The organism is Pseudomonas sp. fls2-241-TYG-175 (assembly GCF_030209155.1).
Classification (GTDB): domain Bacteria; phylum Pseudomonadota; class Gammaproteobacteria; order Pseudomonadales; family Pseudomonadaceae; genus Aquipseudomonas; species Aquipseudomonas viridiflava.
This window is the reverse complement of the sequence record NZ_JARVSO010000009.1, coordinates 186,390-199,543: the sequence shown is the minus strand read 5'-3', so window position 1 is coordinate 199,543 and position 13,154 is coordinate 186,390. Positions and strand designations below refer to the sequence as shown.

The following is a 13,154-nucleotide window of genomic DNA, read 5'->3' as shown; positions in this document are numbered from 1 at the left end:
CCAGGCGCAGTGAGCCGGGCAGCTCACCGCGCCTGATCATGATCAGATTACGCCAGCAGCTCGGTTCCCAGCTGGAACGCTACCCACAACGCCAGACCCGTGGCGAAGGTCAGTGCGATGTTTTCGAACAGGTTGTTGCGGTACTCCTTGGCCAGCAGGGATTTCTGGTTGGACATGATCAGCAGGCCCAGCGAAATGATCGGCAGGCCGACGATGTTAAGCGCGTTGACGCCCAGGGTCAGGGTCACGAAATCCGGCATGCCTGGCAGCGACCAAACCAGCGGGGTGACCAGAATGAACAGCATGAACCACTTGTGCATCGGATCACGGTGAAACTCTTTGCCGTAGCGTGTGCGGCGTTCGGGACGGATGTGTTGGAACGCGTCGGTGATGAGCATCGGGAATGCCGTGGTCTTGCCGGAAATACTGGCGAACAGCGTGGCGAACACGCCGATGAAGAAGATGTACCAGCCCAGCGGACCGAAGAACAATTCCAGCGCCTTGCCCAGATCGCCCAGCGTGTTCACCTGAATGCCGTTGGGACGCAGAATCTCGACGCCCACCACCCAGATCGCCAGGTTGATGACGATGCCGACGATGACTGCGAACAGCAGGTCGTTGCGCTGAATGCGTTTGTGTTGCGGACCGATCCAGCCCTTTTCACGCATCACATAAGGGTGAACGAAGTTGGCAATGGAACCGGCGACTGCACCGATGACCGACACCGCGACCAGCAGCGCGCCATGCACGCCTTCATCGGGCGGAATGCTGAAACCGATAGTGCCCTTGATGATGCCGGTGACATCCGGCCCCGACATGATCGCCAGGGTTAGAAAGGCCAGCGTCATGATCGCCAGCAGCACTTTCATCACGCCTTCGATCATCGCGTAGATATTGCGTCCCACCAGCAACCATACGGCAATCACCACCGCGACCGAACAGAGCAGCGGCTGGTTGATGTGCAACAGCATCGCCAATGCTTCGCCAGCGCCCTTGATCATGTAGGCGTTGATCAGATGGCCCATCAGCAGTGCGTATGCCAGCATGAACCAGGCGAAGAACGGATGCAGTTGCGCGTAACCCTGCAGGATGGTCATACCCTGGTTATTACAGAGCTGGAAGCGGGCAATGATGTTGACGATCAGAAACCTGAGCAGCAGCGAAATCGCCAGCACCCACATCATCGCGTACCCGTAACTCGCACCGGCAACCGAAGAGGTAATTAGATCGCCCGCGCCGAGCCAGGACAATACGGCGATGATGCCGGGTCCCAACAGCTTGGCGAGCTTTTTCAAGCGGGGTTCTGCGACAGACGTTGCCTTTTCTTCAATCGAAGGGGTGCCAGGCATGTGTCGAATCTCCATTGTTATTGTAGTGAGATGAAAGACAGTCGCAGATAAGATAAGACGTCGTACAACATGCGTGGGGATTCAAATGTAACTTGTTGTGAATGCAGGTCGCTCCTGCGTTCTGCGTCCCATCTGAAATGCATAGCGCAGCACAAATGTGACGCGGAGCGTCACGGGCGGCATGCCCACGCGGAGCGATGGGCACGATCATCAGTGTTTGACAAACTCTGATCGTTACCACGCTCCGCGTGGTAATGCCTCTCAGGACGCTCTGCGTCCGGTCTATAGTTCGCGCACAATGCCGCAGACAGAACCCCGACCTGCACGATCAACCAACAGAGAGCCGCCATGCCCCCGATCCTCGCCGCCGCGCAGTTCCATTCTGAACGTGGCCAGCTTGCGCGCAATCTCGAGGGGCATCTGACCTTCATGCGCTGCGCCGCAGACCAGGGTGCCGAGTACCTGCTGTTCCCCGAACTGTCCCTGACCGGCTACGAGCCGGACATCGCCCGTGAACTGGCGGTCGCCCTTGAAGATGACCGTCTGGAGCCCATCCGCTCACTGGCGATGCAACTGAATCTGGCAACCACCGTCGGCATCCCTTTGAAGGGTCCCAACAACACTGTCCACATCGGCGCGCTGACCTTCACCGCAGAGGGCGAGGTCATTGCGTACGCCAAGCAATACCTGCACCCCGGCGAGGACGCGGTGTTCAGTGCCGGATCGAAAGACTGTTTTCTGCCATTGGGGCAACAACGGATAGGCCTGTGCGTCTGCGCCGATTTCAGTCATCCCGAGCATGTTCAGCGCATGGCTGACGGCAAGGCGTGGGTGTACGCAGCGAGCGTGCTGGTCTCACCCGGCGGTTACGAGAAGGATGCTGCGCTGCTGCAGGGGCACGCCCGGCGCCATGGACTGCCTGTCCTGATGGCCAACCACGGCGGACCTACTGGCGGTTGGGAATCGGCCGGTCGCAGCGGTTTGTGGGATGAAGAGGGCGTCTGGATCGGCGGTCTGGAAGGTACCGGAAATGGACTGGTGATCGCGACCTGCCAGCCGCAAGGCTGGCAGGTCGAGACGGTCAGGCTGGCGTGACAGAGGTCATCGCGTCAGGGTCGGAATCGGTCGGGCCTTTTCCTTCGGACCCTTGCTCGGCCTGAGCGAGGGTTTCCGGTACGGCGAACCACAGCAGGCAGAACGCCGCCGCCGCCACACCGGCGAGGGTCAGGAACGCGGCACTGTAACCCGCCGAGTGCACCACGAAACCTGCCAGGCTGTTGCTCAGCGCAGCCCCGAGACCAAACATCGTCGACAGCGCGCCCAGGCTGACGTTGAAGCGTCCGGTGCCTTGGGTCAGGTCCTTGACCATCAACGGGAACAGCGCCCCGAACAGGCCTGCACCGATGCCGTCGAGCATCTGTACTGCGACCAGCCAGTAGGGGTCATCAGACAAGGTGTAGAGCACGCCGCGAATCGGCAGAATCAGAAAGCCTGCCAGCAACAAGGGTTTGCGGCCCCATACGTCCGCTTTCATGCCCACCAGCAAAGCCGCAGGAACCATGACCAACTGAGCGGCAACGATGCAGGCCGAGGTCAGCGGCGTGGCCATTTGCATGTTGATCTGCGAAAGCTTCTGGCTCACCAGCGGCAGCATCGCGGCGTTGGCCAGGTGGAAGAGGGCGCAGCAGATGCCGAACAACAGCAGCGGCCTGTTGCTCAGCAAAGCCTTCAGGCCCGACGGCGCACCGTCATGCACCTTATGACTGGCGTCGAAACCTCGGGCCACATCATGGTCGATCGCATCGGCGGAAACGAAGCTGACGGCAACGACGCTGGCCACGGCCATGGCCGCCATCAGGTAGAACACCGCCACCGGACCGAACAGGTAAGCGAAACCACCCGCCAGCAGCGCCGCGCAGGCATTGCCGGCGTGGTTGAAGGTTTCATTGCGCCCGGTACGTCGGGTGAAGGCGCGCGGTCCGGTAATACCCAGCGAAATGGCCGCGATGGCAGGGGCGAAGACGGACGCAGCGACGCTGCTCAGCGCCTGGGTCAGCGCCACCAGCGTGAATGACGAGGTGAACGGCAAAACAAGGCAACTCAAGGTTACGAGTAACGCGGCAGCAGCAATGATCGCGCGCTTGTACTTCGTTCGGTCGATCAGGGCTCCGGCGGGTGTCTGGGTCACGAGCCCGGCAATACCGGCAATGGTCATCACCACACCGATGCTGGCTGGGTCCCATTTGTGTACTGCCAACAGGTAAATGGCGAGGTAGGGACCCAGTCCGTCGCGCACGTCGGCGAGGAAAAAGTTCAGGCTGTCCAGGGAGAGGGTATTGCGGCGATCTGCATGACTGGCCAAGGCGAGCATTCTCGTAATTCGTCAGACTCCAACCCACCGAGCCACGAGGAATACAGACCTGAGCCGTTTTAAAGAAGTTTCAGCATGTTTCATGAATAAGCGGTGTCAGACAGTCTTTTTCTGCAGGCTCTTCATGCGCTGAGTGGCGCGTTGCACGGCTGCCATTTTCTCCGGACGCTTCATGCGCTTCCATTTGCGAATGTCATCCTTGGTCCGCCCACAACTCACGCACAGATCACCGCTGAGCTGGCACACAGAAATGCAGGGGTTTTCGATGTCCTTGGCCATGGGTCAACCTCGTCTGGCGTACTTACGTGAAAGCCGCAGCTCCCAATTGCCGCCGTTCTCGCGCAGGCACTGTTCTTCGCTGTCGAAGTGTACGTGCCCAGCCAGCGTCTTCAACGTGATATCAAGTTCATCCAGCGCCTCGGCAGTCAACTGGATCATGCGTTGATCCAGCCCATGGCTCAATGCCTGATCTTTCGCGGCCACGGTGTCGAATGCCCAGATCACCTGAAGACTGGCCGGGAAGTTTGCGTAATCGACTTCATGAGTCAACCAGCAGAAGCCCGGGATCTCCGATTTTGCCGTTTCGCAGGACTGCGTCAGCGCTGCAATCAAACTGCGCTCTGTCTGTGCCTGTTCGCGTTTGCTCGACGGCATGGCTGAAGCCCTCAAAGAAATGAGATGAATAAAGGCGCAGCAAGATACCTGATTGTGGTTTCAAGCCCCAGCCTGTTCATTGTCGAATGCAAAGCGCACTTGAGCGATCTTAACGCTGTCCTACTGCCTGGACATCGTCGACAAGGCGCGATGTCACTCCTCTAACAATAAATAAGGACGCACCGATGGATTTTTCTCAAGCAGGTACCGCTACCGATCAGGGCCGCAGGGGATTTCTGAAAAAGTCGCTGGCGGTCTCGGCGACCGTTGCAGCCATTGGCGCATTGCCGCGATTTTCTCTCGCCGAGCCACTCACCCAGCGCTACCCCGATCCTTTGGTCGGCATATTGGATGACAGCTTCATGGACCTGCGCATCTTCAATGCCAGCGTCGAAAAGCTCGCGACCGGCATGCGCTGGGCCGAAGGTCCGGTATGGATTGGCGATGGTCGCTACCTGCTGGTCAGCGACATTGCCAATAACCGAATCATGCGCTGGGATGAGGTTTCCGGGAGTTTCTCGGTGTATCGCGAGCACTCGAATTTTTCCAACGGCATGTGCCGTGATCGTCAAGGGCGTCTGCTGGTGTGCGAAGGGTCATTCACCACCCGCGAAGGGCGGCGTGTCACACGCACCGAATACAACGGACGCATCACCGTGCTGGCCGACAGTTTCGAAGGCAAGCCTTTCAATTCGCCGAACGACATCGTCTGCAAGCGCGACGGCTCGATCTGGTTCACTGACCCGATGTTCCAGGCCAACAGCGACTATGAAGGCCACAAGGTGCCTCAGTCCCAGCCTTTCGGTGTGTATCGCATCGATCCCGCCGACGGCAAGGTCAGCCGGGTGATCGATGATCTGGCCGGGCCGAACGGGCTGTGTTTTGCGCCGGACGAGAAAACCCTCTATGTCGTCGAAGGTCGCGCCAAGCCGAACGGCATCATCTGGGCCATTGCCGTGAACGATGACGGCACGCTCGGCGCGCGCCGCAAGCACGTCGAGGGTGCGGATTACGCCGCCATCGACGGCATCAAGTGCGACGAGAACGGGAACCTGTGGTGCGGCTGGGGTGGTAATGGCAATCCCCAGGCCGATCTTGAAAAGCTCGACGGAGTGCGGGTGTTCAATCCGCAGGGCAAGGCCATCGGCCACATCACGCTTCCGGAACGTTGCGCCAACGTCTGTTTCGGCGGGCGGGAAGGCAACCGGTTGTTCATGGCGAGCAGCCATTCACTGTATTCATTGTTCGTGAACGCCCGAGGCGCGACCTTCGCCTGAGGCAGCCCAAGGTGGCAGAGCGATTCATTTCGCTCTGCACCTCAATTGCTTCGAAAATGCTTCGAACCCCTGGAGTGGTCACGGGTCTGTTCGTGTATCACTCTTTTCAGGGAAGGTCCTTATGTCTGCGCAACGCAGCCTTGTCATGCTTGCACGAGGCGGTTACGCCGCTCGTGGTGTTGTCTATCTGATCATCGGTCTGTTCGCCGTACTGGCGGCGCAGGGTTCCTCGCAACCCGCAGACAGTCATAGCAGTCTTGAAGCCTTGTTGAGTCAGCCGTTCGGTAACGTGCTGGTCGGCATCGTAGTAGTCGGCCTGCTTGCATTCGCCGCCTGGCGTGTGCTGCAAGCGACCCGCGATGTCGATCATCATGGTCGCGAACTCAAGGGGCTGGTGATTCGTGGCGGTCTGCTTGTAGGTGGTTTCACTTATGGCGCGCTGGCTTTCTTCGCGGCGGGCCTATTGATCAGCGGTCTTAAAAGCTCTGGTGGTTCGGGCGGCGGCCAGACGCAGGATCTGCTGCAGTCGATCCTGTCCTGGGACCACTCCAATCTGCTCGTTTACGTGGTGGCGCTGGTGCCGCTTGCACTGGGCATCGTGCACATCATCAAGGGCTACAAAGCGTCGTTCGAAAAGTATTTCGAGGCCGACGAAGACGTCATGCGCTACGTGCGTCCTGTCTCGCGCTTCGGTCTCATTGCCCGGGGCGTGGCCTTCATCGAGATCGCGGTATTGCTTGCCGTGAGCGGTTCCAGCTATCAGGCGATGCATCCTCCGGGCATGAAGGATGCGCTCAACGGTCTGCAGGATCTGCCAGCCGGCGGACTGGTGCTGCTGATCGTGGCGCTCGGGCTGATTGCCTTTTCGGTGTACAGCTTTGCCCAGGCGGCGTGGCGTCGCATCAACATGGATGTTCCCGATGCACCTGAAGCGGTTGCGCGACACTTTCGCTGAGCGTTATCAGGGCAGATCAGGGCAGTGCCTGAGGCGACATCGGGCGCTCCCTGAGCAACATGAAATAGTGTGAACCCTGCCTCAAGTCGCCTGTTCCCCAGCCGACACCCTCTTTTGAGCTCCGACCCATTTGCGTGTCGACGTCCCCGGCGTCCCGGCGCAAGGCATCCGGTGCACCATAAAAACAAAAGAGGACAGCCATGACCATTCTTCAGCGAGTGATTGGTGGGTTTGCCGTGCTGGTTGTGCTGTTGCTCGCCATGGTGAGTATCAGTTATCAGAGCACCCATTCGATAAGCGAGCGGCTGACCGTGATCACAGGTCAATCGGCACCGTTGAGCCGTGCAGCGAGCGAGCTGTATGTTCACGTTCTGCGCGCCAACCAGGCGCTGCTGGGCGTGCTGGTCAGCAACGACCCCAAGCAGATCGATGACGGCAAGCAGCCGTTCAACGACAGCATGGCGCGTTTCAATCAGTTGCTCGACAGCACGCCAGCCTACATCGGCGACCGCGCCGGGCTGCGCGACAATCTGGCACAGGAGAAGCAGCTCAGCGCGGCCTATGCCGAGCAGGCGCAGACCCTGATCGCCAGTCATCGTCAACACGTCATCCAGATGCTGCAGACCCGTGTCCTGCAGGGCTACAGCAGCAGCCAGAGCGTCCAGTTGACCAGTTACCTGCGTGACTACATTGCCCGCGAGCGCACGACCGGCTCGGCCGACAACGTCGCCGCAGCCGAGAAGTTGCTGCTGGAAGTGGGCAAGTCCTACGAAGGTCTGGCCGCGCACGCTGCGACGCCCGACATGCAAACCCTGCAGCGCCTGCTCAATCTTCAGGACGAAGTGATCAGCACCCGAGCCCGTGAGCTGACCGCAGTCGATCCTCGCGCAGGCCGCATTGCCGGGGTGATGGTCAACCGTCTGCTCAATGACCTGACCGGCGCTGATGGCGTCTATCAGGCCTATCGTCAGGAAGCGGCGCTGGCCGATCAGGTCGGCAAACAGCGTCAGGCTGCCGAAGCACGTCTTCAGGCCACGCTGGACAAGATCGGCGAATTCGGCAACCAGTCGCTGGCGGTTGCCAACGAGGCCAAGGAGGGTGCTGACTCGACGATCGCCACCAGCCTGAGCCTGCTGCTGGTTGCCTGCATTCTGGCGGTGCTGGCGGCGGTCGTGATCGGCACCTGGGTGGCCTTCAGCCTGCGTCGCCCGCTGGCGGCATTCCGCGAGGTACTGAAAACCCTGAGCACAGGCGACATGCGCGTGCGGTTCGATGTCAGCCGCAAGGACGAGTTCGGCGAGCTGGGTGGCTACCTGAACGAGTTCACCCAGTCCCTGCAACAGACCTTCCGCGAGCTGATCGGCTCGGCCGATACCCTTGCGCTGACGGCCAGCAACAACGCGCAGATCAGCGAGCAGACCACGCGGGTGGTCGATGAGCAGAAGGATCGTCTGCACTCGGCTGCTTCGGCCATGAACGAAATGGAAAGCACGGTCGAGGAAGTCGCCCGGCGTGCCCAGGACACCCGCAGCGCGGTAGACAGCACCAGTGAGCTGACCGAAAAGGTTCAGCAGCGCGTGGCTGAAACCATCGTCAACATTCGCCAGCAGGCCGAGCAGGTCAACAAGGCGTCAGCGGTGACCGATGAGTTGCAGAAATACGGCCAGAACATCGACGGCATTGTCGATGCGATTCGCACCATCGCCGAACAGACCAACCTGCTGGCCCTCAACGCCGCCATCGAGGCTGCGCGGGCGGGTGAACAGGGCCGCGGGTTTGCGGTGGTTGCCGATGAAGTCAGGTCGCTTGCCAGCCGCACCCAGACGTCCACCAGCGAAATCCAGGAAATGATCGGCCAGATGCAGAGCAAGATTCATTCTGCGGTGCAGGTCATGAACGAAAGCCAGATCCAGTCCAATCACTGTGTGACGCTGGCGTCCGGCGCTGATGAGCTGTTGCAGGAGATGGGCGAGGCGGTGGGCACCATTCGCGACATGAACATCCAGATTGCCGCCGCCACCGAAGAGCAGAGCGCGACGGTGCAGGAAACCAGCCGCATGGTCACGCACATCAACGACTCAGCCCAGCAGGCCGCAGACGGTGCCGAGCAATCGGCCAGCAGCAGCCAGGACTTGTCGAAAATGGCCAGGGACCAGCGCGAGCTGCTCCATCATTTCAGCGTTTGATGCCCGGGAGTCAGAACATGAAGCAATGGTTAGCGATTTCCCTGGGTGCCAGTCTGCTGGCCGCCAGTCTGGCTCACGCCAGCACGCCTTTGGTCGGCGTCGGCATGGCCAAGTACAACGACAACTTTCAGACCATCCTGCGTCACGGTGTGGAGAAGCAGGTAGCAGTGCTCGACGCCGATATCTTCATGGAGAACGGACAGGACAATGTGGAGCTGCAGATGCGCCAGTTCCGCAACCTGGTGAGCTCCAGAGTCGACGCGATTGTCGTCGCGATGGTCAACGGCAAGAGTGCCCCGGAGATGATGCGTCTGGCCAACGAGGCGAAGATCCCGCTGGTGTTCGTCAACCGCAATCCGGAACCCGCCAAATGGCCGCCGCAGACGGCATTCGTCGGCTCGGACGAGTTGGAGTCCGGCACCCTGCAGGCCGAAGAACTCGCACGACGTGCCAACTACAAGGGCAACGTGGTGATTCTGGTGGGTGATCCGAGCAACAAGTCGTCGGTCATGCGCACCGAAGACGTGGAAAAGGTGGTCGCCAAATACCCGAACATGAAAGTCGTGCAGAAGAAAATCGGCAACTGGGAGCGCAGCCAGGCCGCCACGATCGTCATCGACTGGGTCAAGCAAGGCGTGGACTTTTCGATCATCGCCGCCAACAACGATGAAATGGCCATCGGTGCGATCATGGGCCTTGAAAAGGCCGGCAAGAATGCCCGCGACTATCTGGTGGGCGGCATCGACGGCACGCCGGACGGACTGAAACTGATGGCCGAGGGCAAGCTGGCCGTGAGTGTGTTTCAGGACGCGGTCGGTCAGGCCAACGGTGCGGTGGATGCGGCGTTGAGCATGGCGCGCGGCGAAACGCTGGCGTCTCCGGTGATCTGGGTGCCGTTCAAGCTGATCACGCCGGAAAACCGCCAGCAGTTCGAGTAATGCACGGACAGGGCGTTCGGCTGTTATTTACAGCCGAATGTCCTGCGGTCCACGAATCTGCGCCTCGATGCGGGTACCGGTCAGGCGCTCTTCGTTGGAGAAGCCGTCATAGTCCGCCAGCTTGCCGAAATGGATACCGGTGAGCTGTTCGATCTGCGCCACGCTGCGTTGCCAGGTCTTGAGCTGGCCGAACACGATGCTCAACTCGCCCAGTTCGCGGCTCTGATCAATCATGTAAGCGCTGGCAGAAGGCTTGCCATCGTCGCCAAGAAACGCCACGACCTTCCAGAACGCCGAAGGGATTTTCACGTTGCGGTAGCTGCGGTCGTCATCGCGCAGGATGGGCCCGCTGAACACTGTGACCCGCGATTTCCAGCGGCGGGTGTTATCCAGAATGTAGTCTTCCAGCTCAAGCCAGGTCTTCTGGTTGAACGCGCTCATCTGTGGCGAACAGTTGGTGAAATGGAAGGTGTCGGCATTGGCGGTTTGTGCATCCTTGCCCCAGTTCGGATCCTGCCGCCGCACCAGATGCCCGCGGTCCAGCAGGTTGCTGGCATACAGACTCTCGCCAATCTGCGCCTCGGCAGGCAGCCTGCCGTCGAACGACCACGAATCGTTGCTGCGCTTGACCTCCACGCTGCTATCGCCATCAATGTTCACGCCCACGTAGAGCGCCAGACGCCGGCTGCGCGACATGGTGATGGAAAAGTGCATGTAGTCCAGGCGATCCCCGGCGTTCTTCAACGGGTAGACATCGGCGGCCAGCTCAGTGTCCGGAGCTGGCCAAGGCACAACGAAGTCGCCGAGGAAATCTTCCGCGTAGCCTTTGCGCGACTTCAAGTCGCTGGCCGGCGTGGTGCGTGGCGACACCAGCGGCTCGGCTTGCGGTGCCAGCAGCCCGGCAGGTGGGTTGAGTGGGCTGAGGTCGGCGAGGCGAGGGCGATAGGTCAGGTCGGCTTTCAAAGTCTTGTCAGGCACTGCGCTTGCTCCTGCGGTTGGCGTGGATTGCGTCCAGTTCACCATAGACGCATGACAGCGCTGCGTCGAAGACGTGGTGTGGACCCCTGTATCGCATTCATCCTTGTAAATTCTTATCCGATAATCGCCCAGTATTGTGCGTGCCCAGGCGAGGTAATGATTCTAAAAAAATATTTATTCGGCGCGGATCGTAGCTTTTGGCGGCTGTTAGGCAATGTTGATCAATGAATTCAGGATTCGGTCCACCCTACGACAATCAAAAACCCATTGACGTTATTAACCGGCTGGTACATTTTTAACGCACATCCGCCTGTGCCGTTCCAGGCAGGAACACAATAAGAACAATCGAGGCACACCGTCATGCTCCAGGGATTGATCCTTTCCGTTTCACCTTCGCCGTTCGTCAATGCCCGATATGCAGGCATTGGCTGGATTCGCTCGCAGTAGTTTTTCGATTCGCCCATCCGTTTCAGCGCAGTTGCGCCCCATGACGCCCATCCCGAGATGGCTCTCATGATGTCTGGCCGCTGCGCTGGCTCTTGTGCATCTGCGAGGTCTGCCAATGACGAAAATCGTCGATCTGTATTTCAAGCTGCTCAAACTGTTGATCGTGTTGTGCATGGTGGCCATGGTCGTGCTGGTGTTTGGCAACGTCGTGCTGCGTTATGCGTTCAACTCCGGCATCAGCGTGTCGGAAGAGCTCTCACGCTGGTTCTTCGTGTGGATGATCTTTCTTGGCGCGCTAGTGGCGATGAAAGAGCGGGGACATCTGGGCCTGGACAGCTTGGTCAAACGCTTGCCGCCGATGGGCAGGCGCATCTGCCTGATTACCGGACAACTGCTGATGCTCTACATCTGCTGGCTGATTTCCAGCGGCAGTTGGCAGCAGGCTGTGATCAACCTGCATGTCGTGGCGCCCGCGTCCGGATTTTCGATGGCGGTGTTCTATGCAGCCGGGCTGGTATTCGGCGTCAGCGCTGCGGCGATCCTGCTGTATCAGTTGTATCTGGCGCTGAGCGGCAGGCTGGATGAGGGTGCGCTGGTCATGGTCAGGGAAAACGAAGCCGAAGCCGACACCACCATCAAATCCGATGCGCCTGCTGCTACCCGGAGTAATCGACCATGACCCTGATGATCTTTCTCGGATCGCTGCTGGGCAGCATGGCGCTGGGGATTCCGATTGCGTTCGCGCTGCTGTTGGTCAGTGTTGCGTTGATGCTGCATCTGGACCTGTTCGATGCGCAGATCATTGCCCAGAACCTGCTTAACGGTGCCGACAGCTTCCCGCTGATGGCCGTGCCGTTCTTCATGCTGGCTGGCGAAGTCATGAACGCCGGAGGCTTGTCCAGGCGCATCGTCAACATCGCCATGGCGCTGGTCGGGCACAAGCGCGGCGGGCTGGGCTATGTGGCGATCATCGCGTCCTGTCTGCTGGCCTCTCTGTCCGGTTCTGCAGTCGCTGATGCTGCCGCGCTGGCTGCATTGCTGGTGCCGATGATGGTTCATGCCGGGCACAATCGCTCGCATTCGGCGGGCCTGATCGCGGCGGGCGGCATCATTGCGCCGATCATTCCACCGAGCATCGGCTTCATCGTGTTCGGTGTCGCGTCCGGGGTCTCGATCTCGAAACTATTTCTGGCCGGGATCGTGCCGGGGTTGATGCTGGGTGCCGCACTGGCCATCGCCTGGTGGTTCGTCTCGCGCAGTGAGAACGTCGAACCGCCGCCCAAGCGCAGCGGCAAGGAAATCCTGCGCACGCTGGTGGATGGCTCATGGGCGCTGGGCTTGCCGCTGATCATCGTGTTCGGCCTGAAGTTCGGCATCTTCACGCCGACCGAGGCCGCCGTGGTTGCGGCGGTTTACGCCTTGTTCGTGTCGCTGGTGATCTACCGCGAACTGAAGATCAATCAACTGTACGAACTGGTGCTGTCGTCCGCCAAGACCACCTCGGTGGTGATGTTGCTGGTCGCTGCGGCCATGGTCTCGTCGTGGCTGGTGACGATCGCGGAGCTGCCTGACCAACTGGCGGCATTGCTCGAGCCGTTCATGGACAACCCGACCCTGCTGCTGATGGTCATCATGCTGCTGGTGATCATGGTTGGCACGGTAATGGACATGACCCCGACCATTCTGATCCTGACGCCGGTTCTGATGCCTGCCGTGACGATGGCGGGTATCGACCCGGTGTATTTCGGCGTGCTGTTTCTGATCAACACCGCCATTGGCCTGATCACGCCGCCCGTGGGCACGGTGCTCAACGTGGTGTGCGGCGTCTCGAAGATCAGCATGGACGAGATCATCCGAGGCGTCTGGCCGTTCATGCTGGCGCAGTTCGTCGTGCTGTTTTTACTGGTGCTGTTCCCGCAGCTGGTGCTGGTTCCGCTGAGCTTTTTGACCCGATGACAAAGAGGCAGGAGCCGCTGGCTTTCAATCACTCCATTTCCAA

12 protein-coding genes are annotated in these 13,154 nt (G+C 59.9%); 7 read left to right on the top strand and 5 right to left on the bottom strand.

The genetic code is table 11. The features are described from left to right. Positions 1-47: 47 nt before the first annotated feature. Positions 48-1,349 carry an Nramp family divalent metal transporter gene (locus QRN20_RS08665; RefSeq protein ID WP_029243514.1) on the bottom strand — a complete coding sequence of 434 codons (1,302 nt, stop codon included), beginning with the start codon at positions 1,347-1,349 and terminating at the stop codon, positions 48-50. Between the two features lie 348 nt (positions 1,350-1,697). Between QRN20_RS08665 and QRN20_RS08660 the strand changes: the two genes are divergently transcribed. After that, positions 1,698-2,444 (top strand): carbon-nitrogen hydrolase family protein, encoded by a 747-nt coding sequence (locus QRN20_RS08660; protein WP_122500533.1) that lies wholly within the window; start codon positions 1,698-1,700, stop codon positions 2,442-2,444. Here QRN20_RS08660 and QRN20_RS08655 read toward each other — a convergent pair. From QRN20_RS08655 to QRN20_RS08645, 3 genes are all read right to left on the bottom strand, one after another. Next, positions 2,431-3,711 (bottom strand): MFS transporter, encoded by a 1,281-nt coding sequence (locus QRN20_RS08655; RefSeq protein ID WP_245006220.1) that lies wholly within the window; start codon positions 3,709-3,711, stop codon positions 2,431-2,433. The genes QRN20_RS08660 and QRN20_RS08655 overlap by 14 nt on opposite strands. A 105-nt stretch (positions 3,712-3,816) precedes the next feature. Next, complete coding sequence (locus tag QRN20_RS08650) at positions 3,817-3,999, bottom strand: DUF1289 domain-containing protein (protein ID WP_004886489.1); 183 nt, start codon at positions 3,997-3,999, stop codon at positions 3,817-3,819. A gap of 3 nt (positions 4,000-4,002) precedes the next feature. Continuing rightward, positions 4,003-4,374: a hypothetical protein gene (locus tag QRN20_RS08645; protein WP_004886492.1), complete on the bottom strand. Its 372-nt coding sequence runs from the start codon at positions 4,372-4,374 to the stop codon at positions 4,003-4,005. Between the two features lie 185 nt (positions 4,375-4,559). Here QRN20_RS08645 and QRN20_RS08640 point away from each other — a divergent pair, with 185 nt between their 5' ends. The 4 genes from QRN20_RS08640 to QRN20_RS08625 all read left to right on the top strand — a co-directional run bounded on the left by QRN20_RS08640 (position 4,560) and on the right by QRN20_RS08625 (position 9,730). Beyond that, positions 4,560-5,651, top strand: coding sequence for an SMP-30/gluconolactonase/LRE family protein (locus tag QRN20_RS08640; protein WP_004886495.1), 1,092 nt, complete (start codon positions 4,560-4,562; stop codon positions 5,649-5,651). 121 nt (positions 5,652-5,772) lie between these two features. Beyond that, positions 5,773-6,606, top strand: a complete 834-nt coding sequence (locus QRN20_RS08635) for a DUF1206 domain-containing protein (RefSeq protein WP_004886498.1) — start codon at positions 5,773-5,775, stop codon at positions 6,604-6,606. Between the two features lie 200 nt (positions 6,607-6,806). After that, a complete protein-coding gene (locus tag QRN20_RS08630) occupies positions 6,807-8,792 on the top strand; it encodes a methyl-accepting chemotaxis protein (RefSeq protein ID WP_122588411.1) in 1,986 nt (661 codons plus the stop codon). Positions 8,793-8,809: 17 nt separating this feature from the next. Then, positions 8,810-9,730, top strand: coding sequence for a substrate-binding domain-containing protein (locus QRN20_RS08625; RefSeq protein ID WP_029243509.1), 921 nt, complete (start codon positions 8,810-8,812; stop codon positions 9,728-9,730). Between the two features lie 27 nt (positions 9,731-9,757). On the opposite strand, the gene QRN20_RS08620 is transcribed toward QRN20_RS08625, so the two are convergent. After that, the gene (locus QRN20_RS08620) at positions 9,758-10,708 is read right to left on the bottom strand and encodes a DNA/RNA non-specific endonuclease (RefSeq protein ID WP_029243508.1); all 951 of its coding nucleotides are present in this window, start codon (positions 10,706-10,708) and stop codon (positions 9,758-9,760) included. A gap of 562 nt (positions 10,709-11,270) precedes the next feature. On the opposite strand from QRN20_RS08620, the gene QRN20_RS08615 reads away from it, so the two are divergent. Both QRN20_RS08615 and QRN20_RS08610 read left to right on the top strand, forming a co-directional pair. Next, a complete protein-coding gene (locus QRN20_RS08615; RefSeq protein WP_122421898.1) occupies positions 11,271-11,834 on the top strand; it encodes a TRAP transporter small permease in 564 nt (187 codons plus the stop codon). Beyond that, positions 11,831-13,111 carry a TRAP transporter large permease subunit gene (locus tag QRN20_RS08610; protein ID WP_122434333.1) on the top strand — a complete coding sequence of 427 codons (1,281 nt, stop codon included), beginning with the start codon at positions 11,831-11,833 and terminating at the stop codon, positions 13,109-13,111. Before QRN20_RS08615 ends, QRN20_RS08610 begins: the two co-directional genes overlap by 4 nt. Positions 13,112-13,154 lie beyond the last annotated feature (43 nt).